The organism is Amycolatopsis sp. NPDC051061, assembly GCF_040682935.1.
GTDB lineage: Bacteria > Actinomycetota > Actinomycetes > Mycobacteriales > Pseudonocardiaceae > Amycolatopsis.
The window spans coordinates 1-24,979 of sequence record NZ_JBFBBZ010000015.1; the positions used below are offsets into that span (position 1 = coordinate 1).

At 72.4% G+C, this 24,979-nt stretch carries 22 protein-coding genes and 1 pseudogene; 15 read left to right on the top strand and 8 right to left on the bottom strand.

Going from position 1 to position 24,979, the window contains the following annotated elements; genetic code table 11:
• Both AB0N03_RS21285 and AB0N03_RS21290 read left to right on the top strand, forming a co-directional pair.
• Positions 1-362 (top strand): annotated as a pseudogene (locus tag AB0N03_RS21285) (hypothetical protein); the annotation flags it as partial.
• On the top strand, positions 349-2,181 hold the full coding sequence (locus tag AB0N03_RS21290) for a TIM barrel protein (protein WP_364374226.1): 1,833 nt from the start codon (positions 349-351) through the stop codon (positions 2,179-2,181). The pseudogene AB0N03_RS21285 and the gene AB0N03_RS21290, both read left to right, overlap by 14 nt.
• Positions 2,182-2,221: 40 nt before the next feature.
• Here the strand turns inward: AB0N03_RS21290 and AB0N03_RS21295 are convergent, their stop codons facing one another.
• The 4 genes from AB0N03_RS21295 to AB0N03_RS21310 are packed head-to-tail and all read right to left on the bottom strand — an operon-like array spanning position 2,222 to position 7,828.
• Entirely contained in the window at positions 2,222-2,980 is a 759-nt protein-coding gene (locus tag AB0N03_RS21295) for an SDR family oxidoreductase (protein ID WP_364374229.1), read from the bottom strand.
• A 38-nt stretch (positions 2,981-3,018) separates the two neighbouring features.
• Positions 3,019-4,473, bottom strand: a complete 1,455-nt coding sequence (locus AB0N03_RS21300; protein WP_364374232.1) for an MFS transporter — start codon at positions 4,471-4,473, stop codon at positions 3,019-3,021.
• Positions 4,470-6,008, bottom strand: a complete 1,539-nt coding sequence (locus AB0N03_RS21305; protein WP_364374235.1) for a hypothetical protein — start codon at positions 6,006-6,008, stop codon at positions 4,470-4,472. The genes AB0N03_RS21300 and AB0N03_RS21305 overlap by 4 nt, the downstream gene beginning before the upstream one ends.
• A complete protein-coding gene (locus tag AB0N03_RS21310) occupies positions 6,005-7,828 on the bottom strand; it encodes an NAD(P)/FAD-dependent oxidoreductase (RefSeq protein WP_364374238.1) in 1,824 nt (607 codons plus the stop codon). Before AB0N03_RS21310 ends, AB0N03_RS21305 begins: the two co-directional genes overlap by 4 nt.
• Positions 7,829-8,049: 221 nt before the next feature.
• Between AB0N03_RS21310 and AB0N03_RS21315 the strand changes: the two genes are divergently transcribed.
• The 4 genes from AB0N03_RS21315 to AB0N03_RS21330 all read left to right on the top strand — a co-directional run bounded on the left by AB0N03_RS21315 (position 8,050) and on the right by AB0N03_RS21330 (position 11,790).
• On the top strand, positions 8,050-8,184 hold the full coding sequence (locus AB0N03_RS21315; RefSeq protein WP_364374240.1) for a hypothetical protein: 135 nt from the start codon (positions 8,050-8,052) through the stop codon (positions 8,182-8,184).
• 15 nt (positions 8,185-8,199) lie between these two features.
• Positions 8,200-9,387 carry a cupin domain-containing protein gene (locus AB0N03_RS21320; protein ID WP_364374243.1) on the top strand — a complete coding sequence of 396 codons (1,188 nt, stop codon included), beginning with the start codon at positions 8,200-8,202 and terminating at the stop codon, positions 9,385-9,387.
• Between the two features lie 127 nt (positions 9,388-9,514).
• Positions 9,515-10,465, top strand: coding sequence for a sucrase ferredoxin (locus AB0N03_RS21325; RefSeq protein ID WP_364374246.1), 951 nt, complete (start codon positions 9,515-9,517; stop codon positions 10,463-10,465).
• Positions 10,466-10,599: 134 nt separating this feature from the next.
• Complete coding sequence (locus AB0N03_RS21330) at positions 10,600-11,790, top strand: MFS transporter (protein WP_364374249.1); 1,191 nt, start codon at positions 10,600-10,602, stop codon at positions 11,788-11,790.
• A gap of 12 nt (positions 11,791-11,802) precedes the next feature.
• Here AB0N03_RS21330 and AB0N03_RS21335 read toward each other — a convergent pair whose 3' ends face one another.
• Positions 11,803-12,315 carry a roadblock/LC7 domain-containing protein gene (locus AB0N03_RS21335; protein WP_364374252.1) on the bottom strand — a complete coding sequence of 171 codons (513 nt, stop codon included), beginning with the start codon at positions 12,313-12,315 and terminating at the stop codon, positions 11,803-11,805.
• Positions 12,312-12,680, bottom strand: coding sequence for a hypothetical protein (locus AB0N03_RS21340; RefSeq protein ID WP_364374255.1), 369 nt, complete (start codon positions 12,678-12,680; stop codon positions 12,312-12,314). The genes AB0N03_RS21335 and AB0N03_RS21340 overlap by 4 nt, the downstream gene beginning before the upstream one ends.
• Positions 12,681-12,883: 203 nt before the next feature.
• On the opposite strand from AB0N03_RS21340, the gene AB0N03_RS21345 reads away from it, so the two are divergent.
• The 7 genes from AB0N03_RS21345 (at position 12,884) to AB0N03_RS21375 (ending at position 20,464) form a co-directional block, all read left to right on the top strand.
• The gene (locus AB0N03_RS21345) at positions 12,884-13,027 is read left to right on the top strand and encodes a hypothetical protein (RefSeq protein ID WP_364374258.1); all 144 of its coding nucleotides are present in this window, start codon (positions 12,884-12,886) and stop codon (positions 13,025-13,027) included.
• Between the two features lie 297 nt (positions 13,028-13,324).
• Positions 13,325-14,158, top strand: coding sequence for an endo alpha-1,4 polygalactosaminidase (locus AB0N03_RS21350; protein ID WP_364374261.1), 834 nt, complete (start codon positions 13,325-13,327; stop codon positions 14,156-14,158).
• Entirely contained in the window at positions 14,158-15,423 is a 1,266-nt protein-coding gene (locus tag AB0N03_RS21355) for an ABC transporter substrate-binding protein (RefSeq protein ID WP_364374264.1), read from the top strand. Before AB0N03_RS21350 ends, AB0N03_RS21355 begins: the two co-directional genes overlap by 1 nt.
• A gap of 9 nt (positions 15,424-15,432) precedes the next feature.
• Entirely contained in the window at positions 15,433-16,410 is a 978-nt protein-coding gene (locus tag AB0N03_RS21360) for a sugar ABC transporter permease (protein ID WP_364374267.1), read from the top strand.
• Complete coding sequence (locus tag AB0N03_RS21365; protein WP_364374270.1) at positions 16,407-17,285, top strand: carbohydrate ABC transporter permease; 879 nt, start codon at positions 16,407-16,409, stop codon at positions 17,283-17,285. The genes AB0N03_RS21360 and AB0N03_RS21365 overlap by 4 nt, the downstream gene beginning before the upstream one ends.
• A gap of 34 nt (positions 17,286-17,319) precedes the next feature.
• On the top strand, positions 17,320-18,627 hold the full coding sequence (locus AB0N03_RS21370; protein WP_364374273.1) for an alpha-glucosidase/alpha-galactosidase: 1,308 nt from the start codon (positions 17,320-17,322) through the stop codon (positions 18,625-18,627).
• Between the two features lie 274 nt (positions 18,628-18,901).
• Positions 18,902-20,464: a hypothetical protein gene (locus tag AB0N03_RS21375; RefSeq protein WP_364374276.1), complete on the top strand. Its 1,563-nt coding sequence runs from the start codon at positions 18,902-18,904 to the stop codon at positions 20,462-20,464.
• Here the strand turns inward: AB0N03_RS21375 and AB0N03_RS21380 are convergent.
• On the bottom strand, positions 20,457-21,125 hold the full coding sequence (locus AB0N03_RS21380) for a TetR family transcriptional regulator (RefSeq protein ID WP_364374279.1): 669 nt from the start codon (positions 21,123-21,125) through the stop codon (positions 20,457-20,459). The two genes, AB0N03_RS21375 and AB0N03_RS21380, sit on opposite strands and share 8 nt — an antisense overlap.
• A gap of 92 nt (positions 21,126-21,217) precedes the next feature.
• Between AB0N03_RS21380 and AB0N03_RS21385 the strand changes: the two genes are divergently transcribed.
• Both AB0N03_RS21385 and AB0N03_RS21390 read left to right on the top strand, forming a co-directional pair.
• On the top strand, positions 21,218-22,102 hold the full coding sequence (locus tag AB0N03_RS21385) for an SDR family NAD(P)-dependent oxidoreductase (protein WP_364374282.1): 885 nt from the start codon (positions 21,218-21,220) through the stop codon (positions 22,100-22,102).
• A 105-nt stretch (positions 22,103-22,207) separates the two neighbouring features.
• The gene (locus AB0N03_RS21390) at positions 22,208-22,942 is read left to right on the top strand and encodes a hypothetical protein (RefSeq protein WP_364374285.1); all 735 of its coding nucleotides are present in this window, start codon (positions 22,208-22,210) and stop codon (positions 22,940-22,942) included.
• Between the two features lie 64 nt (positions 22,943-23,006).
• Here the strand turns inward: AB0N03_RS21390 and AB0N03_RS21395 are convergent, their stop codons facing one another.
• On the bottom strand, positions 23,007-24,689 hold the full coding sequence (locus AB0N03_RS21395) for a trypsin-like serine protease (protein ID WP_364374288.1): 1,683 nt from the start codon (positions 24,687-24,689) through the stop codon (positions 23,007-23,009).
• Positions 24,690-24,979 lie beyond the last annotated feature (290 nt).

The window sequence follows — 24,979 nt, forward strand, 5'->3', positions numbered from 1 at the left end:
CCGGCCGCGCGGCGGCGGGAACGGACCTCGCGGCGGCGGTCGGCGCCGCGGACGGGCTCGTGCACGCCACCCCGACCGGCATGGCCGCCCACCCGGGCCTGCCGCTGCCGGCCGGGCTGCTGCGCCCGGACCTGTGGATCGCCGAGGTCGTCTACCGCCCGCTCGAAACCGAGCTGGTCCGCACCGCCCGCGCCCTCGGCGTCCGGGTACTCGACGGCGGTCGCATGGCCGTGTTCCAGGCCGCCGAGGCCTTCGCCCTGTTCACCGGCGCCGAACCCGACACCGCGCGGATGCTGCGCCACCTCGCCGTCCTCACCGGAACCGCTCCCCAGGAAAGGCAGCCCGCCGATGTCCTCGACTGAATCCCGCCGTTCCATCGCCACGGTCTGCCTGTCCGGGACCCTGGAAGACAAGCTGACCGCGGCTGCCCGCGCCGGGTTCGACGGGGTCGAGATCTTCGAGAACGACCTCGTCGCCTCGTCGTGGTCGGCGAAGGAGATCAGCGAACACTGCGCCGAACTCGGGCTGTCGATCGACCTGTACCAGCCGTTCCGGGACTTCGAAGCGGTGCCGCCGGACGTGCTCGCCCGGAACCTCCGGCGCGCGGAGCTCAAGTTCGACGTCATGGACCAGCTCGGCACCGACACGATGCTGGTGTGCTCGTCGGTGTCGCCGGACGCGGTCGACGACGACGACCTCGCCGCCGAGCAGCTGCACCTGCTGGCCGAGCGCGCCGCCGCGCGGGGCATCCGGATCGCCTACGAAGCGCTGGCGTGGGGCCGGTTCGTCAACACCTACGAGCACTCGTGGCGCATCGTGCGCCGCGCCGCCCACCCCGCGCTCGGACTGTGCCTGGACAGCTTCCACATCCTGTCGCGGGGCAGCGACCCGGCCGCGATCCGCACGATCCCCGGCGAGAAGCTGTTCTTCCTGCAGCTGGCCGACGCGCCGCGGCTGCAGATGGACGTCCTCCAGTGGAGCCGGCACCACCGGCTCTTCCCCGGCCAGGGCGCGTTCGATCTGACGGCGTTCACCGGACACGTGCTCGCGGCCGGCTACCGCGGGCCGTTGTCGCTCGAGGTGTTCAACGACGTCTTCCGCCAGGCCGACCCGGGACCGGCCGCCGTCGACGCGATGCGGTCCCTGCTCGGCCTGCAGGAAACGCTCGGGCTGGCGGACCTGCCCCCGGCTCCGGCGCTCGCCGGGCACGCGTTCGTCGAGCTGGCGGTCGACGGCGAAGCGGAGCCGCGGATGGCGGAAGCGTTGCGCGGCCTCGGTTTCGCCGAGACCGGCCGGCACCGGTCCAAGCCCGTCCGGTTGTGGCGGCAGGGGGACGCGCGGATCCTGCTCAACGGTTCGGGTCCGGCCGGCGGCGCGTCGGTCGGCGCGGTCGCCGTCGAGAGCGCCGACCCGGTCGCCTCGGCCCGGCGAGCCCAGCGGCTGCTCGCGCCGATCCTCCCGCGCGGCCACCGCGCGGACGAGGCGGACCTGTCGGCGATCGCGGCCCCCGACGGGACGTCGGTCTTCTTCTGCCGCACCGGCGCCGACACCGCGGACAGCTGGCTCGGCGACTTCACGGAGACCGAGGCGGCCGGCGGGGACGCCGGGGTGACCGGGATCGATCACCTCGCCCTGACCCAGCCGTTCGACCACTTCGACGAGGCGGCGCTGTTCTACCGCGCGGTGCTCGGCCTGGAACCGGAGCCGGTGACGGAGTTCGCGGCGCCGTTCGGACTGGTGCGCAGCCGCACCGTGGCCGACCCGTCCGGGCGCGTCCGCATCGCGCTCGAATCGGCCCTGCTCCGGCGCGGGGAGTGGGCGCCCGGAGTGCGCGAGCCGCAGCGGGTCGCGGTGACCACCGAGGACGCCCTGGCGAGCGCCCGCCGGATGCGCGAACTCGGGGCACCACTGCTCGAGATCCCCGGCAACTACTACGACGACCTCGACGCCCGCCTGGCCCCGGACCCCGAGCTGCTCACCGCCCTGCGGCAGCAGTCGGTGCTCTACGACCGCGACGAGCACGGCGAGCTGCTGCACTTCTTCACGGTGGTGCTCGGCGGCCGCGTGTTCTTCGAGGTGGTGCAGCGGATCGGCGGCTACGCGGGCGACGGCGCGGCGAACTCCCCGGTGCGCATGGCCGCCCACCGCAGGCAGCGCGAAGCGAAGGGGCGCGGCGCCTGAGCGGACACCAGGGGCGTCCCCGCTTACCGGAGAGGGAGGCTCACGCGACGGACCAACCGCCGTCGCTGGGCAGCACCACGCCGTTGATGTTGGCCGCGTCGTCGCTGAGCAGCCACACGATCGACGCCGAAACCTGCTCGGGCGCCACCGGCGGGGGCATGGTCGCCTGCATGACGGGCCCGCCGCGGCCCGCCGCGTACCGCGAGCGCATCCCGCCGTCGATGCCCGTGATCGTCGGTCCCGGCGCGACCGCGTTGGCGCGCACTCCCTGCGGGCCGTGGAAGAACGCGACGCTGGCGGTGTAGCCGACCACGGCGTGCTTCGACGCGGTGTACGCCGCACCGGCGGCCGACCCCCGCAGCGCCGCCTCCGAAGCGACGTTCACGATCGACCCGCGGCCCGCCTCGATCATCCCCGGCAGCACCGCCCGGGTCAGCCGCATCGTCGCGGTCAGGTTGAGGCCCAGCACCCGGTCCCACACCGCGTCGTCCACTTCGGACGGTGGCAGGAACCCGTCCATGATCCCGGCGACGTTGGCCAGGCCGTCGATCCGCCCGGCCGCCGCGACGATCCGCGCCACGACCGCCGGCTCGGTGATGTCCCCGGCGACCGCGGTGACGGCCTCCTCGCCACACTGGCCGACGAGGTCGGCCAGCCGGGCGGGGTCGAGATCGGCGGCCACGACGTGGCCGCCCTCCGCGGCGACGCGGACGGCGGCGGCGCGGCCGATGCCCGAGCCCGCGCCGGTCACGATGATGGTGCGGTCCGTGAAGCGGCGGTCGTTGCCGGTCTGGGGCACGGTGGTCCTTCCTCGAGGTGGATCTCCGGACGTCCCGGTCATCGCGGCCGGTCGCCGTCGGACAGGTCCAGGCTTTCCCGGAGCGAGACGGGTTTCAGCAGGATCGCGGCCAGCACCCCGAGCAGCGCGACACCGGCGGAGATGGCGAAGATGTGCCCGGTGGCGGCACCGTAGGCGGCCGGTGCCGCGTCACCTGCGACTTGGCGGGCGGCGACCTGGCGGGCGAGGATCGCGCCGAGGACGGCGACGCCGATGGTCCCGCCGAGGGAGCGGAAGAAGGAGACGGTCGCGCTGGCCGCGCCGATGTCGCGCAGGGGAACGGCGTTCTGCACCACGAGCACGAAGTTCTGCAGCGTCATGCCGACCCCGGTACCGATCAGGAGCATCGCGATACCGATGAAGACCAGCGGGGTGTGCTCGTCGATGAGGCCCAGGCCGGCGAAGCCGGCGGTGAGACTGACGGCGCCGGCGACGAGGAACGGCTTGACGCGGCCCGTGCGGCTGATCCGGCGTCCGGCGACGATGGAGGAGACCAGGATGCCGGCCATCATCGGGATGGTCAGCAGCCCGGCCTCGGTCGGGGTGTGGCCCCGGCCGACCTGGAAGTACTGGCTGAGGAAGACCGCGGCGCCGTACATCGCGGTGCCGGCGGCGAGGCTGCCGAGGATGGCCAGCGCGGTGGTGCGCTGCCGGAGGATGCGCGGCGGGACGACGGGCTCGGCGGCGCGCGTCTCGACCCAGGCGGCGAGTCCGAGCAGCGCGACGGTGCCACCGACCATCGCGGCCGTCTGCCAGGACGCCCACGGGAACGAGTCGCCGGCGAAGGACACCCAGATCAGCAGCAAGCTGACCCCGCCGGTGATCAGGGTGGCGCCCCAGTAGTCGATCCGCACGTTTTCCCGGCGCAGGACGGGAAGCCGCAGCGTGAGCTGCAGCAGGACCAGCGCGAGCACGGCCACGGGCACGCCGATGAAGAAGCACCACCGCCAGCCCAGCCACGACGTGTCGACGATGAAGCCGCCCAGCAGCGGCCCGCCGATGGTGGACAACGCCGTGACGCTGCTCTGGTAACCGGCGTAGCGACCGCGTTCGCGCGGCGGGATCATCGCGGCGATGGCGATCTGGACCAGGGACTGGAGGCCGCCGACGCCGACGCCCTGCAGGGCACGGGCGCCGATGAGCCGGCCGGTGGTCTGCGCCAGGCCGGCGGCGATCGAACCGGCGATGAAGACGACGGTGGTGATCTGGATGAGCGTCTTCTTGCTGTACAGGTCGGCGAGCTTGCCCCAGATCGGGGTGGCGGCCGTGGCCGCGAGCAGCGTGGCGGTGACGACCCAGGCGTACTGGACGGGGGAGCCGTGCAGGTCGTGCAGCATGCGCGGCAGCGCGGTGGAGACCACGGTGCTGCTCAGCGTGGAGACGAACAACGCGAGCAGCAGACCGCTGAGCGCCTGCAGGACCTGCCGCCGCGCCGGCGCGGCGAGCGCGGTCACGACGGCTCTTCCGCGGGGGAGAGGTGCAGGACGCTGCCGCCGGCGACGGCGTAGAGGGAGCGGTCGGCGGCCACGGCCAGCCCGGCGAACAGGCGGGGAACGCCCGGCAATCCGTGGGCTTGCAGCGCGGGCCGGTCCCGGACGGGCCCGGCGCTCGCGGGGAGCCCGGCCACCTCCTCGACCTCGCCGGTGGCCAGGTCCACCGTGACGACCCGGCCGTTCGCGGTTTCGGTGACGTAGAGGTGGCCGCCGCCGACGGCGATCCCTTGCGGGGCGCCGAGGTCCTCCGCCAGGACGGCCGGGGTGCCGCCGTCGAGGCGGTACACCGCGCCGCGCTCTTCGTCGCTGACGTACCACCGTCCTTCGTCGTCCACCGCCACGTCGACCGGGCGGCCGAAGCCGGTGCCGAGGACGCCGACGGTGTCCTCGGCGTCGATGGCGAGGACGCGACCCGCGCCGGCCTCGGCGACCACGAGCGCGCCGTCCTCGCGGACGGCGATGCCCAGGGGCTCGGCCAGCCCCTCCGCTCGCGTGCGCACCGCCCGCGTTTTCCGGTCGTAGGTCCGGACCTGGCCGAACTGGGAGGTCACGTGGAGCAGGTCGCCGTCGGCGGCGATGCCGTGCGCGAACGTGAGCAGCTCGGTCGTGGTGACGTCGTTCCCGGGCTGCCGCGGCTCGGCGACGCGGTAGTGGTCGGCGGCGAGGACGGTTCCGCCGAGGTCGATCGTGACGCCGTAGGGCCCGGCGAACCCGCGCGGGACGATCTCGCGGGTCCGGCCGTCGGGGTGCAGCTCCGTGATCCCGCCGCCGGCGTAGCTGGAGACGAACATGCGGTTCCCGGCGTCGAAGGCCGCGTTGTCCAGCCCGGCCAGTCCGCTGGTCAGCAGCGTCCGATCACCGGTGCCGAACAGGTCGATGCGGGTGACGATGCCGGCGACGCCGCGGGAAAGCACCTGGAGCACGCCGCCGCGGTCGAACCGGACGGCGACCGGCTCGTGCACGCCGGCGGCGACGAGCTGCGGCGTGCCGCCGTCCACCGGGATCCGGAAGACCTCGCCGGTGAGCATGTGCGGGTAGTAGAGGGCGCCGTCCGGGCCGAGCTGCATGGCGTTGCCCATGGCCAGCCCGCCGGTGAGCACCACCGGCTCCGCGCCGCCCAGCTCGAGCAGCCGTCCACCGGGGATCATCTCGTTGACGAACAGGCGGTCGCCGACGCAGGCGATCCCGTTCGGCAGCCGCACCTGGTCGGTGACCAGGGTGACCGTGGTGTCGGGGTGCCGTCGCCACACGCGCCCGGGCACGAGATCGGTGACGTACATCGACCCGTCCGCACCGAAAGCGAGGTCGTCGGGTGCCTGCACCGGCCCGCCCGCGGGCACCACGGTCTCGACGTCACCCGTGGCCAGGTCGACGGCGCTGATCTCGCCGGCCAGGAACTGGGCGACGTACAGCCGTCCGTCCGGGCCGAACGCGACGCCGTTCGAGCCGCGCAGGGACGTCGGCCGGCTCAGGCGGCGGGCGCGCAAGCCGCTCATGCGCCGGCCAGGACGTCGTCCATCCCGCCGTCTTCGCGCCAGCGGCGCAACAGGTCGTGGAAGACGATCGGCCCCGGGGCGAAGGAGTTGCCCGCCGGCCGCGGTTTTCCTTCGTTGTTGTAGTAGCCGGGGGTGCATTCGGCCAGGAACGCCGTGGTGTCGCGGGCGTGGGCGCGGAGGGTGGCGACCCACGCGTCCTGGGCTTCGGCGCTGGGCTCGACGTACCGGGCGCCGCGTACGCGGGCCTCGGCGACGACCGCACCGATGTGCGCGGCCTGCTCCTGCAGGATGTGCACGAAGTTGACGGCGGACGCGTTCTGCAGCGGCCCGAGGTGGAACAGGTTGGGGAATCCGTGGCTGTAGAAGCCGTGCAGCGTCTTCGGTCCCTGGCGCCAGGCCTGCAGCAGGGGCACCCCGTCGCGGCCGTACACCGGCAGCGTGCCCGAGATGACGCCGGACACGCCGACCTCGAACCCCGTGGCGAAGACGACGCAGTCGACGTCGTATTCGCGGTCGCCGACGACGACCGCGAACTCGGTCATCCGGGTGACCCCGCCGAAGTCCGCGGTGTCGACCAGCGTGACGTCGGGGCGGTTGAACGTCTGCAGGTAGAAGTCGCTGAACGTCGGGCGCTTGCACATGTACCGGTACCACGGCTTCAGCAGCTCCGCCGTGGCCGGATCGGTCACGACTTCGTCGACGCGGGCGCGGATCTCGTTCATCTTCCGGAAGTCCGCGAGCTCGTCGAAGTACGCGCGGTCCTCCTCCGGGAGCTCGGTGTCGACGACCCCGCTGAGCATCTGGCGTTGCAGCCGGCCGGTGCTGGTCCAGCCGTCGCCGACGAGGTCGGTGTCGACGTCGCCGCCGGTGACGAGGGTGAGGAAGTTGTCCATCCGCTCCTGTTGCCAGCCCGGCCGCAGGGTCGCCGCCCAGCCCGGGTCGGTGGGGCGGTTGCCCCGCACGTCCACCGTCGAAGGGGTGCGCTGGAAGACGTAGAGGTGCCCGGCGTCGCGGCCGAGGTGCGGGATGACCTGGATGCCGGTGGCGCCGGTGCCGACCACCCCGACCTTCTTGCCGGCGAGCCGCTCCAGCCCGCCGTCGGCGGTGCCGCCGGTGTAGCCGTAGTCCCAGCGGCTGGTGTGGAAGGTGTGTCCCCGGAAGGTCTCGATGCCGGGGATGCCGGGCAGCTTCGGCTGGGTGAGCGTGCCGGAGGAGACGACGACGTAGCGGGCGTGGAAGTCGTCGCCGCGGTCGGTGCGCACCAGCCACCCGGCGGCGGCGTCGTCCCAGCGCAGCTCGGTGACCCGCGTGTGGAACAGCGTGTCGTCGTAGAGGCCGAAGTGCTTGGCGACGGCGATCGCGTGCTGCCGGATCTCTTCGCCGGGGGCGTAGCGCCACCGGGGCACGTACCCGACTTCCTCGAGCAGCGGCAGGTACTCGTAGGACTCGATGTCGCAGTGGATGCCCGGATAGCGGTTCCAGTACCAGGTTCCGCCGAAGTCCCCGGCCTCGTCGATCGTCCGGATCTCCCGGACGCCGGCCTCGCGCAGGCGCGCGCCGGTGAGCAGGCCGCCGAAGCCGCCGCCGATCACCGCCACTTCGACGCGGTCGCGAACCGCCGGCCGCTCGGCGCGTTCGGTGTACGGATCGGTGGCGTAGTAACCGAATTCGCCCGCCGCGCGCCGGTACTGGGCCGAGCCGTCCGGGCGGAGGCGGCGATCCCGTTCGTCCCGGTACTTGGCGCGCAGGGCTTCGGGGTCGAAGCCGAGCTCCTCGGGGGTGAACCGAGTGCCTGCCGGGACTGCCGGGTGGGAGGACATGCGTTCCCCTTCGGTGCGTGCGCGGGAGAGATCGACTTCTCCAGTCAAGCAGTCACCTGATGTTAAGTCAATCAGTTGCTTTAAGTCGAGGGTCCGCGATGCCCGGCTTCTCGCGGTCCGGCACGGGGCGCCCTTGGCAGAACAACTCAAATGACCGATGCCCGGCCGGACGATCTCCCGTAGCGTGAAAGGCCCAGTCGTCGACGTTTGCGAGGTTCCGGATGGGTCAGGGACACACGACAACCGACAGCGAAGTGACCGCCAGCGGCCTGCTGCTCAGCGTGGAACCGCTGACCACGGCGGTGGACCGGGGCAAGGCCAACGGTGCGGTGGCCGACAACGACGGCAACGACTAGCCGTTGTCCCGCTCCGTGACGGAGATTCCCGGACTGGCCGACCTCGTGGCTCCGCTCGAGGCCGGCCAGTTCTTCGAAGACGTCCTGGGGAAGACGCCGCGGCGCTTCCCGGGGGAGCAGGGCCGGTTCGCCGGCCTGCTCCCGTGGCCGGAGCTGGACCGGGTGCTGCGCCAGCACCGCTTGGAGTTCCCCCGGCTGCGTCTCGCGCTCGACGGCGACGTCGTGCCCGCGCACACCTACACCGAGATGGTGTCGACCCGGCGCAACGGCCTGGTGCCGCGCGTACTGCCCGCCCCCTTCGCCGAGCACCTGCGCGCCGGCGCGACGCTCGTCGTCGACTCGGTCAACGAGCTGGTCGACGGGGTCGGCGAGCTGGCGGGCCGGCTGGAGCACGACCTGCGCGAGCGGATCCAGGTCAACCTGTACGCGGGCTGGGGCACCACGCACGGCTTCGACGTGCACTGGGACGACCACGACGCGTTCATCATCCAGCTCTCCGGCCGCAAGCGCTGGCGCCTGCACGGGATCACCCGGCGCGCGCCGCTGCAGCGGGACGTCGAGCTGCCCGAGCGCCCGTCGGGCGAGCCGTACGAGGACTTCCTGCTCGAGGACGGCGACGTCCTCTACCTGCCGCGCGGGCACTGGCACGACGTGTCCGCCGTCGGCGAGGAGTCGCTGCACCTGACCATCGGGTTCACCGCCGCGACCGGCGTGGACCTCGTGGCGTGGCTGGCCGACCGGCTGCGCGCCGACGAGCTGTTCCGCGAAGACCTGCCCCGGTTCGCCGGTCCGGCCGCCCGGTCGGCGCGGGCCGAGGCGCTGCGCCGCCGGCTCGCCGAGCTGGCCACGGAGGACGTCGTCGACCGGTTCCTCGCCGACCGCGACGCCCAGGCGCCCGCGCACACCCGCATCGGGCTGCCGTGGGCGGCGACGGCGGAGCTGCTGCCGCCGGACGACGACTTCGAGGTCCGGCTGCTCGCCCCGCGCGCCGCGCTGGTGGACGGCGAGGGCACGGTGACCCTGCTCGGCGCCGGGAAGCGACTGGTCTTCGCGGCACCCGCGCGGCCCGTCCTGGCCGCGCTGCTGGGTGGCGCTCCGCAGCCGTTCAAGGTGCTCGCCGACGCCGTGCCGGGCGTGGACCGGGCGACGGTGCGGGCGCTGCTCGGGGAGCTGGTCACCCAGGGACTCGTGGCGCGGGCGTGACAGCCGAGTTGTCCGGTCCGTGACCGTTTGTCGCCCGCCCGCGGGAGGGCGGACGGCGAACTGGTCACATCGGAAGGGTTGCCGCCCGGGTTTTCGGGTACGCTTAGGCATGCCTAAGTCGAGGCCGATGGCTGAGGCGGGAATCTGCACCCCCGGACGGACGACGGCGCCCGGGTGCGCCGCCCTCACCCGCGAGCTCGGCGGCGAGCCCGCCGGGACCGCCGCCCGCATGACGTCCTGGCTGCTCATCGAGCAGCCGGGGTCCTGGGCGTCCGATGCCCTCGAAGACGTCGTGGCCGAAGTCCTTCCCGCCGCGCGGCTCGAAGCCGCCCGCGACGCCGGCCTGCGTCCGCTGCTGATCCGCAAGCCGGGCCGCCACGCGCTCGTCCCGGGTGCCCCGCGCGCGGTCTACGTCGCCAGCGGACGGCCCGGGCACCGGTGGCTTGAACGGCTCGACGTCGCCGACCTGGAGGAGCTCGCCCACCTCGACCTCGAAGCGGTGGCCGCCGGGCGTCGCGGGCACGGCGAGCCGGTGGCCGGGCCGCTCTTCCTCGTCTGCACCCACGGCAGCAAGGACATGTGCTGCGCGGTCTTCGGCCGCCCGGTGGTGACCGGCCTGGCCCAGAACCACCCCGGTCAGGTGTGGGAGGTCAGCCACGTCGGCGGCGACCGCTGGGCCGGCAACCTCCTGACCGTGCCCGACGGCTACCTCCACGGCAGCCTCGCGGTGACCGAAGCCGAGCTCGTGGCCAAGGAAGCGCTCGGCGGGAACGTCCGCCTGGAGCACCTGCGCGGCCGCACGTCCGCGCCGAGCCCGTGGTCGCAGTTCGCCGAGATCGAGATCCGCGGTCGCACCGGCCTGCGCGGCGTCGACGCGGTGCTGGCGGTGGACGAGGAGGCCGGTGCCGATCACCGCAAGGTGCTGGTGAACGCCGGCGGGCGCCGGTACGAGGTCGTCGTGCGGCGGACGCCGGGGACCGCGTCGGGGCCCAGCCGGTGCTCCGAACGCGTGGTGCTGTCCGGGTTCCAGGCGGAGTCGGTGCGCGAAGTGCACCCCGCGCACCACGGAGTTTTCTGAGCGGAGTTTCCGAGCGGACGCCGTCGGCCAGCGACGCGGTAAGTCCGAAATGCCCTGGTCACGGGAGCATTCCCGACGCGAGAGTGATCACTTTCGGCTCGGGCTGCCGCGTCGGTCACGCATGATGACCTGAGATGGTTGAGGACTTTCGCCTGCGCTCGGTCGCCGCGGCGGCGTACGGCCCCGCGGCCCTGTTCGGGCTGTCCGAGGGAGCCGTGCTGCCGGTCATCGCGCTGAGCGCGATCGGGCGCGGGGCGAGCACCCCGACGGCCGCGCTGATCGCCGCGCTGCTCGGGGTCGGGTCGCTGGCCGCGAACATCCCGGCCGGGGTGCTCGCGACCCGGGTCGGCGAACGCCGCTCGATGCTGCTGGCGGCGGCCGTCATGGTCGCGGGCGTCCTGACCTGCCTCGTCGACCTGGGCCGCGGGCCGTGGTCGCTGGTGCTCTACGGCTGCGGGGTCCTGCTGATCGGGGCGGCGAGCGCGGTCTACAGCCTGGCCCGCCAGTCGTACCTGACCGAGATCGTCCCGCCGCACCTGCGCGCCCGGGCGTTGTCGACGCTGGGCGGGAGCATGCGCGTGGGCGTGTTCCTCGGGCCGTTCGCCGGGGCCGCGGCCATGCAGGCCGCCGGGCTGGCGGGCGCGTACTACGTGAGCCTGGCCGCGATCGTGGCGGCGGCCGCGCTGGTGGTCCGGGTGCCCGACCTGGAGGTCACCGCCGACGACCGGGTGGCCGCGTCCGCGGTCACGACGCGGGGGATGCTCCGACAGCGGTGGCGGGTGTACGCGACGCTGGGTGCCGGGGTCCTGTTGCTGTCGGCGATCCGGCAGACGCGCCAGACGGTGGTGCCGCTGTGGGCGGCGCACATCGGACTGTCGCCGACGACCAGTTCGATCATCTACGGCGTCGCCGGAGCCGTCGACGCGCTGACGTTCTACCCGGCCGGGAAGGTGATGGACCGCTACGGCCGGCGCTGGGTGGCCGTGCCCGCGACGCTCGTGCTGGGCGTGTCGTTCGTCGTCATGCCGTTCGCGGGCGGCGCGGTCGCGCTGATGCTGGCGGCCATGGTGATGGGGTTCGGCAACGGCATCGGGTCGGGCATCGTGATGACGCTCGGCGCCGACGTGTCGCCGCGGGTGGGCCGGCCGACGCACCTCGGGATCTGGAACGAACTCGCCGACATCGGCAGCGGGGTCGGTCCGCTGATCCTGTCCGCGGTGACCGCGCTGGCCGGCCTCGGCGCCGGAATCGTGGCGAGCGGCCTGGTCGGTTTCGCGGCGGCCGGGGCGTTGTGGCGGTGGATACCGCGACCCCGGCGCGCCTGACCGCTCGCCCCGTCACTCCGGCGACGGCCCGGACCGGCGGGCACCTCCGGCCGTCAGGGTGGCTTGCCGCAGCAACGTCAGCGCTTGCTTGGCGGCCAGGGTGAACAGCCCCATGGTGATCTCCGGCTGGCCGAACACGACGAGCAGGAGCGAACCTTCGACGGGGAAGACGCAGACGTAACCCGAGCTGCCTTCGAACATCGCGCAGCGGGATTCGCCGATGCCGGCCTGGGCGGTGAACTGCGCCGCGAGCCCGGTCGCCGCCGCCGACATCGCGGCGACGCTGTCGGCTTCGACGGTCTCGACGTCACTGGCCAGGACCAGGCCGTCGTGGGTGGCCACGAGCAGCCCGGCGACCTGGTCGACCTGCTCCCGGATCTTGCGCAACGTCTCGAGCGTCTGCTCCGAGTCCAGTGGTGGTCGCTTGACCGCCCGCTCCGGCGGTGGGCCGGCGTTGGCCGGCGGGGGTTTGCGGACCGGCAGCGGCGCGCGGAAGGGCTGGCTGTGGGTGTCGGCACTCGTCATACGGACAGGCTGGTCTCGATGCGCTTGATGCTGTGGCGGGCGAGCGCCAGGTTCGCGCGTTCGCGGTCCAGGACGAGGTAGAGGAACAGGGTGGAGTTGCCCCGGGCCGACAGCGGCCGGATCACGTGGTACTGGTGGTGGAGGGTGATGAGGATGTCCTCGATGCTGTCGTCGAGCCCGAGGGAAGCCATCACGCGCAGCTTCGCCCGGACGACCTCGGTGTTGCCGGCCGCGGCGACGTCCAGGTCGAGCCAGTCGCCACCGCCGAGCGAACCGAGGGACATCCCGCTGTCGTAGTCGACGAGGGTCACGCCGACCGCGCCGGGAATGCTCATCGCTTCTTTCAACGCCAGGTCGATCGTCATGAAAAGGGGTTCTCCTGTCGGGCGATCACTTGCGGGATAAGCAAACGGCGGGCCGTGAGGGCAGGCCATTGCGCAGGCATGTGACGTTAAGTGTCCTCGGTACGTCTGAGTACGCCCGTTCGGAGCAACCTTTCCCGGCATTTATTTTCCGAATGTTGACGGTGAGTGTCGATCATCCTGAATCTGCACATTGCAGTCGGCAAATGGCGCAGGCCGAGAGCCGCCCGGTCGGTAGGGCCGGTTCGATGCCGTTCGGCTCGCGGATCGTGTCGTCGACCAGCGACACGACCACCGGGCACCGCGACCACGCCGACGACCTCATCGCGACGGCTCGGCGAACCGGGTGACCGACGCCCGGAACCGCGCCTCGACCGGCCCCGGCGCGCCGGCCGTCAGCACACCCCCGGCGAACTGCGGAAATCGGACGTCCTGTTTCTGTCAGGCCGCCCAAGACGCGCGATTCTGTCCATAATGGGCTGACTTCCTGCACTATCACGCACTTGACATGCCCGGTGTTGCTCGCTTTACTGCTGTGCACGTCGGAACGGACGCCCGACGTCAGAGGTACGCCCAGCCGGTATGTCGGCCTCCGCCGCGAGCCCGGACTGAGTCGCCAGGACGTGCTCGTGGTCCGAGGCGGGGTCGTGCCCACCATCATCCGGAGTTCGATGATGCCCTCTTCCCGCGTTCAGTTCCTCGCCGGCGCCGCCCTGGCGGCCGCTGTCGTGGCCGGCACCGCGTGTTCCGCCTCCGCGGCACCGGCCGGCACCCGAGCCGTCACGCCTCCGCCGGTCAAGGCTGGCTTCGACTACCAGATCGGCGGCGCCTACACCCCGGCCGGCGACGTCAAGGTCGTCAGCCGCGACCACACCGCCCAGCCCGCCGCGGGCCTCTACAACATCTGTTACGTCAACGCTTTCCAGGCCCAGCCCGGCGCCGAGGGGGAGTGGAACGACCTCCTGCTCCGCGACGCCGACGGCAAGGTGGTCGTCGACGAGGACTGGGGCGAGGCCCTGCTCGACCTGCGCACGGCCGACAAGCGCACCCGCGTCGCCGCCAAGGTCGACACCTGGGTCGACGACTGCGCCGCCAAGGGCTACCAGGCGATCGAGCCCGACAACTACGACAGTTTCACGCGCTCCCAAGGACTTCTGACCGACAGCAACGCCCAGGCCTACATCCGCCTGCTGTCCGCGCACGCCCACGAAAAGGGCCTGGCGATCGGGCAGAAGAACACCTCCGAACTGGCCGGGCAGCGCCAGGCGAACGGCCTCGACTTCGCCATCGCCGAAGAGTGCGGGCAGCAGAAGAACTGCGGGGAGTTCACGCCCGCGTTCGGCGACCACGTGATCGTCATCGAGTACACCGACAGCGGGCTCAAGACCGCCTGCAGCCGGTGGAGCTCCCTGAGCATCGTGCGCCGCGACCTCGACGTCGTCCCGAAGGGCGAAGCCGGCTACGTCCGCAAGACCTGCTGATGGACCGCCGCGGATTCCTGCGCGGCGCCGGCGGCCTGGCGCTCGGCGCGGCCGTGGCCGGCTGCGGCCCGGCCCGGAGCACCGGCGGCCCCGTCACGGTCGAGGTCTGGCACGGCCAGACCGACACGGGCAAGAAGGTCCTCGACGCGCTCGTCGCGGACTTCCACCGGACGCACCCCGGGATCCGGATCGACCTGGGCGGCGGCGTCCTCGCCGACGCGATGCTCCAGAAGATCACCGCGGCGCTCGCGTCGGGGTCGTTCCCGGACATCGCCTACGTCTTCGGCTCGGACCTCGCCAGCGTCGCGCGCAGCCCGAGCGTCGTCGACGTCACCGACCTCGTCGACGCCGGCCCCGGCTTCTGGGCCCCGGCCCGGGAAGCGGTCACCGTCAACGGCCGCGTCCGCGCGGTCCCGGCGCTGCTCGACTCACTCGCCGTGGTGTGCAACAAGGACCTGTTCGCCCAGGCCGGGATCCCGGTGCCCGCCGCGGGCTGGACGTGGGCCGATTTCGTCGCCACCGCGGGGAAACTCACCGACCCGGGCAGTGGCACCTTCGGCACCGCCTGGCCCGCCACCGGCGACGAGGACACCGTGTGGCGGCTGTGGCCGATGGTGTGGGACCTCGGCGGCGACGTCATCGGCGCGGGCGGGCGCGGCATCGGGTTCGCGGGCCAAGGCGTGCGCGCCCTGGAGGTCGTCCGCGACCTCGCCGCGGCGAAGTCGGTCTACCTCGACCCGAAGACCGGCAGCGAGCAGATGTACCAGGCGTTCGAAGCCGGCCACATCGGCATGGTCCCGACCGGCCCGTGGCAGCTGCCCGACATCGCCGACGCCGGGATCGACTACGCGATCGTGCCGCTGCCGAGCTTCAGCCGCCGTCCGATCACCATCTCCGGACCGGACACCTGGACGCTGTTCGACAACGGCGAAGAGCGTGTCCAGGCGGCGCGCACCTTCCTGTCCTGGCTGGCGGACCCGGCCCAGGACGTCCGCTGGGACGACGGCGCCGGCAGTCTCCCGCTCAGCCGCCGGACGCAGCAACTGCCCGCGTGGCAGGAGAAAACCGCCGAGACCCCGGGCCTGCCGGTGTTCGTCGACGCGCTGGAGAGCGCCCGCGTCCGGCCGGTGCACCCGGCCTACCCCCAGGTGTCGGCGGCCGTCGGCACCGCGATCGTCGCCGTGCTGCTCGGTCAGGCGACGCCGGCCGACGCGCTGCGCGACTGCGCCGCGGCCGCGAACGCCGCCCTGATCATTCCGCGATAGGGAGCCGCCATGCCCGGACTGCCGAGGCCCATCACCGTGCCGAGCCGAGGCTTCACCTCGGGCCGGGGGCTCCGCCACCCGGAACCCCCGAAAAGCTCGGTCACCCCGGTCCACCGCAGGCGGCGGCGCGAAACCGCCGCCGCGTGGGCCTACGTCTCGCCCGCCGTGCTCATCATCCTGGGCCTCGGCGTGGTGCCCGTGGCCTGGTCGCTGGTGCTGTCCTTCCAGGTCGACGACCTGGTGACGCCCAGCCGCTGGACCGGCCTGGACAACTACGCCGCGCTCGCCCAGGACCCGCACTTCGCCGGAGCTATCCGGAACACCGTGCTGTACACGGTGCTCTACGTCCCGCTCAGCATCCTGTTCGGGTTCCTGCTCGCGCAGGCGCTGAACCGGCGCATCCGGCTGGCCGGGCTGTACCGGACGCTGGTGCTCGTCCCGTTCGTGCTGTCGGCGACGGCCCAGGGCGTGCTGTTCTCCTTCATCCTCGACCCGCAGTTCGGCGCGGCCAACTCGCTGCTGCACCACTTCGGCGTGTCCCCGCAGGGCTTCCTGACGGACCCGGCGCAGGCGCTGCTGGTGCTGGTCGGGATCACGCTGTGGAGCGGCACCGGGTTCTGCGTCGTGGTGTACCTGGCCGCGCTGCAGGACGTCCCGCCGTCGCTGGTCGAGGCCGCGCGGCTGGACGGCGCCGGCACCTGGCGCGTGCTCCGGCACGTGACGCTGCCCGCGGTCATGCCGGTGACGCTGTTCCTCGTGCTGTGGCAGCTGATCACGTCACTGCAGGTGTTCGACCTGGTCTACGTGACGACCAAGGGCGGCCCGCTCGGCTCCACCACGGTCATCGTCTACTTCGTCTGGGAGCAGGCGTTCAAGAACTTCACCGCCGGCTACGGCGCGGCGTCGGCCTACGTGCTCGCGCTGGCCCTGCTCGTCGTCGTGGTCGTCCTGCGCGTGCTGCGCCGGCCCGGGAAGGCCCTCCGATGATGGCACGGCCGGTCCGGCTCGAAGTACCCGCGACCCGCGTGCTGCCCGTGCCGCGCCGGCCCCGGCTGCCGTTCAGCCCGTGGCACCTGCTGCTCGTGCCGCTGGCGCTGGTGTTCGCGGCGCCGCTGGTGTGGCTGCTGCTCAGCTCCGTGATGAGCAACGCCGAGATCAACCGGTTCCCGCCGGCGCTGTGGCCGTCCCATGTGGACTTCGCCGGGTACCGCTACGTCCTCGAGAACGCGCTGTTCCTGCGCTGGTTCGGGAACTCGCTGATCGTCTCCGCGGTCACCGTGGCGTCGAACCTGCTGTTCGGCGCGCTCGGCGGGTACGCGTTCGCGCGGATGCGGTTCGCCGGTTCGAAAGCGCTGCTCGCGCTGATGGTCGCGACGATGGCGATCCCGTTCCAGCTCACCATGATCCCGACGTTCCTGGTGATGAAGGAGCTCGGCCTGATCGACAGCCTGGGCGCGCTCATCGTGCCGTCGCTGGTGACGCCGTTCGCGGTGTTCCTGCTGCGCCAGTTCTTCCTCTCGCTGCCCCGGGAGCTGGAAGAGGCGGCGTGGATCGACGGCTGCTCGCGGCTGCGCGTGCTGTTCACGATCGTGCTGCCGCTCTCGCGGCCCGCGCTGAGCACGGTGGCCGTGCTGACGTTCCTGACCACCTGGAACGACCTGACCTGGCCGCTGATCGCGCTCAACCACGACACGGTCTACACGCTGCAGCTGGGCCTCACGACATTCCAGGGCCAGCACCACACGAACTGGGCCGCGGTGATGGCAGGCAACGTGATCACCGTGCTCCCGGTGCTGCTGGCCTTCCTCGGCGCGCAGAAGACGTTCGTCCAGTCGGTCACCTCCAGCGGGCTCAAGGGCTGAGTCGTCCACTTCGCACAAATCGGATCGGATTCCCATGACCCCCAAGATCACCTTCGTCGGCGCCGGCAGCGTCGTGTTCACCCAGGGCCTGCTCGCCGACCTGTTCGCCTACCCGGAGCTCGACGGCGTGCACGTCGCCCTGCACGACATCGACCCGGACCGGCTGGCGACGGCGCTGGCCGCGGCCCGGCGGATCGCCGCCGTCCGCGGCGTCAAGCCGGTGCTCACCGCGCACGCGGACCGCCGGGAAGCGTTGTCGGGCGCGGACTTCGTCGTCGACATGGTCCAGATCGGGATGGGCGAGGCGACGCGCACCGACTTCGAGGTCCCGGCGCGCTACGGCCTGCGTCAGACCATCGGCGACACCCTCGGCATCGGCGGGATCTTCCGCGCGCTGCGGACGTTCCCCTTCCTGAAGGCGCTCGGCGCGGACATCGCCGAGGTCTGCCCGGAGGCGTGGCTGCTCAACTACACGAACCCGATGGCGATGAACGTCCAGTACCTGAGCGAGGTCACCGGGCTGACGCGGGTCGTCGGGCTCTGCCACTCGGTGTACTGGACCGTGCACGGGCTCGCCGAGCTGGTCGGCGTGCCGTTCGACGAGGTCACCTACGTCGCGGCCGGCGTCAACCACCAGGCGTGGGTGCTGCGGTTCGAGCACGCGGGCACCGACCTCTACCCGCGGCTGCGGGAGCTGGCCGCCACCGATGGAGAGCTGCGGCGCCGCGTCCGGTTCGACATGCTGCGGCGGCTCGGCTACTACCCGACGGAGACCAGCGAGCACTCCGCCGAGTACGTGCCCTGGTACCTCAAGCACGACTCCGAGATCGAGCGCCTGCGGCTGCCGATCGGGGCCTACCTCGACATCGTCGCGGAGAACGAGGCCGAGTACGAACGGACCCGCCGCGCGATCGCGGCCGACGAGCCGCTGCCCGTCGAAGGCACCGGCGAGTACGCGCCGCAGATCGTCCACAGTGTCCTCACCGGCACGCCGCGGACCGTCTACGGCAACGTCGTCAACCGTGGCCTGATCGAAAACCTGCCCTCCTGCGGGGCGGTCGAGGTGCCGTGCCTCGTCGACGCCACCGGCGTCCGGCCGACCCGGATCGGCGCGCTGCCGCCGCAGCTCGCCGCGCTCAACCGGACGTACCTGAGCGTCAACGACCTCGTCGTGCGCGCCGCCGTCGAAGACGATCCACGCCACATCCGGCACGCGGCGATGACCGACCCGGCCACCGCGGCCGCGCTGCCGGTCGAGCGGATCTTCGAGCTGTGCGACGACCTCGTCCGCGCGCACGGCGACCGGCTCCAGCCCGCCCTGCGTGCCGTCCTCGGCCGCTGACCCCGGAAACCCCGGGAGAACCAGGTCGCACACCCTCGACGAGATCACCAGCCAGCCGAACTGGTCGCGATCCAGCGGCTGGCGGTCGTCCTGGCGGAACGGGCGGGGCCGCGATCCGGACCGGCCGGCCCACCTGTCCCGCTCGGTCGTCCTGGCGAGCTGAGCGTGGCCGAAAACTACCTGTAACGGACGATCCGGCGTATATTTCCCCGCACCACGGCTGCCGGCCGGGGAATGGATCTTCGGCGCCGTGGTCGTCTAGGGGGACGAGATCATGGCCGACGAGCGCCGGGAATCGTATACGCGAGCAGGCATCGAGCAGATGAAGTGGGGGCTGGCCCGGGCCGCGATCGACCGCGACCTCCAGGACCGGACCCTCGGCAAGAGTTCATTGTGCTGCTACGCGGGGAGTGCGGACGAGGGGTATCGCGTCTCGTTCGACCACGACAAGACATTCCACGACCGCGAGAACGAGCCCGGGTACGAGCCGCGGCCGTGGATGACGCACCACCACTTCCCGCCGATTCCCCGGACGCGGAACGAGACGAAGTACCGGATGGGGTGGCAGGAGGACTACCAGGGCAAGCGCATCGCCGAATTCGACGTCTGGGCGGAAACGAAATCCGGCTCGGCCGGGTTCCAGGGTTTTTACGGCAAGTGGCCGGCCCGGGTGGACAAGGTCTTCACCGGCTGGGCCGACCCCGACCACATTCCGTACGAGAAGAACTTCTGGGAAGCCGCGACCCGGCTGCGGGACGCGATCAAGCCCCTCGAAACGGTGCCCGACAGCGGCGAGCCCTACTACCTCGCGTGCCGGAGTCTCGGGCTCGTCCAGGGCTCCTCGCCCGGACGGATGTGGGCGCCGCAGATCAACGGCCCCATCGACCGGTTCGTCATCCCGCTGCAGGGAACCCTGCTGAACCTCGGCGTCCTCGGCGAGATGCTGGCCGCCCAGCTCGAGGGCCTGGGGAACATGTGGCGGAGCACGCGGATCAGCGTCATGGAAATCGGCGGGCACGCCACGCTGAGGATGTCCGGCCGCGGCGGCGGTGACGGTCAGGCCGCCATCAAGGCGGCCGGCTGGGTCGTCGGCGCCATGGGCCTGGTCGCGCTGCCGACGCCGGTGAGCATCGGCCTGGGGGCCGCGGGGCTCGTCCTGGCCGCCGCGGACGCCCTCGTCGACGACATCAAGCACAAAGCCAAAGAGGTGTACGACATCCCGGCGTCGATCGAAGGGGCCACCGCGGAGGAGATCATCCGGTCGGTGGAGACCACTCTGGACAGCGGGCAGATCCTCGACCTCGAGACCCAGATCCAGCTCGACGAGAGCGACAGCTCCGACACGCTTCAGGTGGCGCTGAGGCACATCGAGAACGACAAGGCCGTGTACGACGCGGCAGCGAACGTCTACCACACGTTCTTCACGATGAACGTCATCGACGTCCGGACGGACTCCCACCCGGAAACCCCGCAGGACGCCGACATCAGCGTCGAGTTCGAGCGCCTTCGCGCCGCGGGGAAGACATTCGCCGACGAACTCGGGGAAGAGCTCCGCGCCGTCTCCCGGGGAGTGCACGAGGTCTATTCGACGGATTCGTCGTGGCTGCGTCCGGAGCTGGCCGGCGGGCGGGCGATCGGTCTCGGGCCGACCGGCCCGTGGCCGCAGTGGAACGGCGTCCGCACCGCGCTGGCCCGCATCCTCGACGTGACCTCGAGCCAGGTGGTCGAGCTGGGGGAGTACCTGATCGCCGTCGCGAACTACCTCGAACGAGCGGACGCTTCGGCGAAGGAGGCGCTGGAGAAGGCGGGCCAGGAACTCGACAAGACGTTCAAGTGACCGGCGGTTTCGCGGCGCCCAGGGCGACCGCTCGCAACAGCGTCGTCAGCTGCTCGCGGAACCGCAGCGCGCTGTGGGCCCACCTCGGCACCTCGTCGTACAGCCGACGCAGGGTCGGTGACGGCCGGGACAGCTGGTACAGGTACGCCGCGCAGCTCATCGCCGCCGTCAGGAGGGTCCGGGCGCCCTCGGCGTCCAGGCCGGCGCCGGTCTCGGCCAGGGCCGCCGTCATCGCGTCGAACGCTTCCGACGCCGCGGTCTTGTAGGCGCGCGCCCGCTCCAGCCGGACCGCGCCCTCCAGGCTGAGGCCGACGTGGGTCTGCAGGTCGCAGAACAGGGGGAGGGCGTCCAGCGACCCGGCAACGACCTCGGCGACCTCGACCGGGCTCGGGCGGTGACCCCCGAGGCCGGCCAGGTCGGCCAGCAGCCGCGAGCGCCAGTCGGCCCAGCCCCGCTCCGCCAGTTCGAGCAGCAGCTCCTCGCGGGATTCGAAGTACCGGCGCAGCGCCGACGGGTGCAGGCCGACCCGGCTCGTCACCTCGGTGAGGGTGACCTCGCGCACACCGCGTTCGGCCGCGAGTTCGCGCGCGGCGGTCAGCAGGGCGGTCTTGCGGGCCTCTTTGTCCTGGTCGGAACGGGCGCGCCGGCGGGGTGGGGGCACGCGACCACGATAACGCAACCGCATTGACTCAACGCGGAGGCGGAGTTATGTTCGAGTTAACGCAAAGTCATTGCGTTACTAAGGAGCTTCCGATGAGTTCAGTGTTTTTCGTGACCGGTTCGTCGCGCGGGCTCGGCCGGCAGATCGCCGAGCGGGCCCTCGCCGCCGGGCACCGCGTCGTCGCGACCGCCCGGGACCCGCGGACCCTGGACGACCTCGTGGCCCGCTACGGCGACCGCGTCCACGTCGAGCCGCTCGACGTCACCGACGCCGCGGCCGCCGAAGCCGCGGTGGCCGCCGGCGTCGCCGCGTTCGGCCGGATCGACGTCGTGGTCAACAACGCCGGCCAGGGCGACCGGGCCTCCCTGGAGGACATGACGCTCGACGTCTTCCGCCGGCAGATCGAGACGAACTTCCTCGGCACGGTGTACGTCACCAAGGCCGCGGTTCCGGTGCTGCGCGGGCAAGGTGGCGGCCGGATCATCCAGATCTCGTCCGTCGGCGGCCGCGTCGGCAGCCCCGGGATGACGGCGTACCAGTCGGCGAAATGGGCCGTCGGCGGGTTCAGCGAGGCGCTCGCCGCCGAGGTCGCGCCGCTGGGCATCAAGATCACGGTCCTCGAGCCCGGGGGCATGCGCACCGACTGGGGCGGCTCCTCGATGGCCACGCCGCCGATCAGCGAGCCGTACGAGGCGACGGTCGGCGCGTCGGCCCGCGCGATGGCCGACTTCGAGCGGCACGCGAACAGCGACCCGCGGAAGGTCGCCGACCTGGTGCTCACGGTCGCGGGCCTCGACGAGCCGCCGCTGCGCCTGCTGGCGGGCAGCGACGCTTACGAGTACGGCCGCGAGGCGTGGCGGCACCGCGTCGACACCGACGCGAAGTGGGCCGAGCTGAGCAGCTCCACCGACGACGCCGAATCCGGCGACGCGTGGCGCCTCCAGCGTGGCAAGAGCCTGCCCGACGTGCGGGCCTGACCGACACCGACGGGTGGTCGGAGGTTCCGAAAGGCCGATTGGTGGGTAGCCCGGTGGTGTGAGGCTGAGCAGGCCCTGCCTGCGGGACTAGTGAGAGGTGATCACATGAGCCAGGGCGATGCTCCGGTCGGGCGATCGGTGAAGACGGCAGCGGCCGGCGTTCGGGATCTCGCCGCCGAGGCGGCACGGGTGGGCGCGGCCGCGGCCGCGCGGGCGGTGGAGATCACCGACCGGAAGCTGACGGAAGGCGCGGACGAGCTCGCCAAGGTCGGCCGCTCGGCGACCAAGGACTTCGACAAGAGCACCCGGTCTTCGCGCCGGGACGTGCTGAAGCACTCGGTCGCCGCGCGTGACGAGGTGGTGGCTCGCGCGGTGAAGATGCGCGACCCCGGCCGCAAGGCGGCCCAGGCGATCGCGACCGTGGCGGGCTCGACGGGCGAGTCGAACCGCAAGCGGCGCAAGGCCGTCGCGACGGCGAAGCGTGACCTGGCCGTGGCGCTGGAGGAAGCGAAGAGCGTGGCGCGCGGGGACCGTTCCCGCCGGGCCCGCTGGCCGTGGCTGCTGGCCCTCGGCGCGGTGGCCGCCGCGGTCGTGGCCGTGGTGCAGGTCAAGCGGTCGAACCCGCTGGTGGAGGAGACCGAGGAGAAGGCTCCGGTACCGGCGGACAAGGTCGTGACGCCGGCGGACCAGGCGGTCCCGCCGACGCCCGCGAAGCCGGCGGCACCGGCGGCCGCTCCGGCCGCCGCGCCCAAGCCGGCCGCGGCGCCGAAGCCGGTCGACGGCGGCGCCAACGGTCACGCGGCCGCGGGCAAGGGCAAGACGGAGAACAAGGCCCGGTAGCGCGGGCACGCGCGGGCGGGGTGCGGCGAAAGCCGCACCCCGCCCGTCTTCGTGTCTCGGACGGTCAGGTGATGATGTCCATCGTGTCCCAGGCCGCCGTGCCGATCCGGGCGGGCGCGGAGAACGTCTGCGCTCCCTGGCCCGGCGCTCGGACGAACGTCCCGGTGTGGACGTAGGCGTTCAGGGCGCCGACCGCAGTCGTGCCGATGACGTCCGGGTGCCCGTCGCCGTTGACGTCGCCGAGGGCGATCCGCTGCGCCGGGGTCCAGCCGGCACCCACCTTGTAGGTGACCGGCTGCCGGGGCGTCCCGTCGGCGTCGGTGCCGTTCGCGTACTGGTCGAGCACGCCGAGGTCGTTCGACCCGCTCGCGTAGTCGGTGACGAGGAACAGGTCGGCCTTGCCGTCCCCGGTGAAATCGGCGAACCCGCTGGGGACGATCTCCTTTTCGCCCGTGGCGACCTTGGTTCGCGCGGCCAGCGTCGACAGGCCGTTGAACCCGTTGTTGGGGTAGCCCCACAGGTCGAGCTGCGCGGGATCGGTGCCGGCGGCGACCCCGAACACCTCGGCCTTCCGGTCGCCGTTGGTGTCGGCGGCGAAGATCGCGCGGTAGGCGTTCCAGCCCCGTTCCCCGATCAGGACCCGCGCCTTCAGGGTGCCGGTCGTGCCGTCGATCTTGCCGGTGCCGAGGTAGCCCCAGAGGGCGCCGTCGGCGTCGCGGGCGAGCACGTCGGCGATGCCGTCGCCGTTGAGATCGGCCTGCTGCAGGAGGTTGTAGATGTTCCAGCCGGTGCCGATCGGCGTGCCGGGCTGGTACGTCTCCTCGTCCACCGTGGGGTTGAGCCGGTTTTCGTAGGCGAAGAGCACGCCGTCCCGGGAGCGCCGGGTGATCAGGTCGCTCGCCGCCTTGCCGGTGAGCGACCCGGAGTGCCCGGACACGGCCGCCGCCCGCGCGGTGGTCGTCGCGGCCCGGGTGACGACGGTGCCGGCGCCGGGCAGGAAGTACCACGAGTTGAACGGGTCGACCTGGTAGCGGACCCAGCCGGCGAGGTCGTCGGTCCGGGTCGCGGTGGACCCCTGCCGGGTGGTGGTCTCGCCGTAGCAGCCGTGCTGCCAGGAGGCGCTGGCGACGCCGGCCAGCTCGTGGGCCGCCGTGAGCACCGGGCCGCCGGCGTCGCCCTTGCAGGTGTCCCCGGAACCGGAGAGCGCCAGGGTCGTCGCGGCACTGCCGGACACGGTGAACCCGGCGGAGTGCGGCAGGTCCGGGATCCACTGGTCGCCGGTCCGGCCGAAGCCCGACGCGACCGTGGCGGCGCCCGCCGCCGGCGGCGTCTCGCCCAGCGGCACCGGCTGGACGGTGGTGATCTTGTACGCCAGCTTGACGAGCGCGACATCTCGCCCGCCGGGGGCGACGACCCGGGTGCCGGCCACGGGGAACTTCCCGAGCACGGTCACTTCGGCCGCCGGCGTGGCCGCCGGGATCCGGAAGTCACCGGCGGCCGTGGCGCCGAAGCAGCTCGCGGCCGTGATGACCCACTGCGGCGCCACCAACGCGCCCGAGCAGGCGCGGCCGCCGGGCGTGTCCGGGGTGCCCACCCGGACCGACGCCAGGTACGGCTCGCTCGCGGAGGTGACGTCGGTGCCCCCGGCCACCGCGGCGGCGGGCCCGGCCGCGACGGTCATCGCGGCCCCCACGGCGGCGACGGCCGAAACGGCTCTCCGGACGTGCTTCGGCGATCTGCGGATCATGAGTCCCCCCAAGGATTCAGCGGCGGCGACCCCTCCCGGATCGCTCGCGACGCCGGAGCAAGTATGGGGTTCCGGGGCAGCGAAATCCTTGTGGCGTGGATCACGCTAACGCGGACCTTTCCGGGGGCGATGGCCGCCGGTGGAGGGTGCCGGTGAGCGGAATCCCCCGAGGTGGCGGCGTGATCCTTCCCCGGGCCGCGGTGGACGCTCGGCCGGTTGCCGCGGCGCTGTCCGCCCGACTTTCGGATCCCTCCCGGTGAGGTGCGGCGTTCCGCCCATTGCCGGGCGGT

What these genes read in the sequence shown, in the direction of transcription:
- AB0N03_RS21290 (WP_364374226.1), top strand. Translation starts at nt 349, where the DNA reads ATGTCCTCGACTGAATCCCGCCGTTCCATCGCCACGGTCTGCCTGTCC.
- AB0N03_RS21305 (WP_364374235.1), bottom strand. Translation starts at nt 6,008, where the DNA reads ATGAGCGGCTTGCGCGCCCGCCGCCTGAGCCGGCCGACGTCCCTGCGC.
- AB0N03_RS21310 (WP_364374238.1), bottom strand. Translation starts at nt 7,828, where the DNA reads ATGTCCTCCCACCCGGCAGTCCCGGCAGGCACTCGGTTCACCCCCGAG.
- AB0N03_RS21315 (WP_364374240.1), top strand. Translation starts at nt 8,050, where the DNA reads ATGGGTCAGGGACACACGACAACCGACAGCGAAGTGACCGCCAGCGGC.
- AB0N03_RS21325 (WP_364374246.1), top strand. Translation starts at nt 9,515, where the DNA reads ATGGCTGAGGCGGGAATCTGCACCCCCGGACGGACGACGGCGCCCGGG.
- AB0N03_RS21330 (WP_364374249.1), top strand. Translation starts at nt 10,600, where the DNA reads ATGGTTGAGGACTTTCGCCTGCGCTCGGTCGCCGCGGCGGCGTACGGC.
- AB0N03_RS21335 (WP_364374252.1), bottom strand. Translation starts at nt 12,315, where the DNA reads ATGACGAGTGCCGACACCCACAGCCAGCCCTTCCGCGCGCCGCTGCCG.
- AB0N03_RS21340 (WP_364374255.1), bottom strand. Translation starts at nt 12,680, where the DNA reads ATGACGATCGACCTGGCGTTGAAAGAAGCGATGAGCATTCCCGGCGCG.
- AB0N03_RS21345 (WP_364374258.1), top strand. Translation starts at nt 12,884, where the DNA reads ATGGCGCAGGCCGAGAGCCGCCCGGTCGGTAGGGCCGGTTCGATGCCG.
- AB0N03_RS21355 (WP_364374264.1), top strand. Translation starts at nt 14,158, where the DNA reads ATGGACCGCCGCGGATTCCTGCGCGGCGCCGGCGGCCTGGCGCTCGGC.
- AB0N03_RS21360 (WP_364374267.1), top strand. Translation starts at nt 15,433, where the DNA reads ATGCCCGGACTGCCGAGGCCCATCACCGTGCCGAGCCGAGGCTTCACC.
- AB0N03_RS21365 (WP_364374270.1), top strand. Translation starts at nt 16,407, where the DNA reads ATGATGGCACGGCCGGTCCGGCTCGAAGTACCCGCGACCCGCGTGCTG.
- AB0N03_RS21370 (WP_364374273.1), top strand. Translation starts at nt 17,320, where the DNA reads ATGACCCCCAAGATCACCTTCGTCGGCGCCGGCAGCGTCGTGTTCACC.
- AB0N03_RS21375 (WP_364374276.1), top strand. Translation starts at nt 18,902, where the DNA reads ATGGCCGACGAGCGCCGGGAATCGTATACGCGAGCAGGCATCGAGCAG.
- AB0N03_RS21385 (WP_364374282.1), top strand. Translation starts at nt 21,218, where the DNA reads ATGAGTTCAGTGTTTTTCGTGACCGGTTCGTCGCGCGGGCTCGGCCGG.
- AB0N03_RS21390 (WP_364374285.1), top strand. Translation starts at nt 22,208, where the DNA reads ATGAGCCAGGGCGATGCTCCGGTCGGGCGATCGGTGAAGACGGCAGCG.
- AB0N03_RS21395 (WP_364374288.1), bottom strand. Translation starts at nt 24,689, where the DNA reads ATGATCCGCAGATCGCCGAAGCACGTCCGGAGAGCCGTTTCGGCCGTC.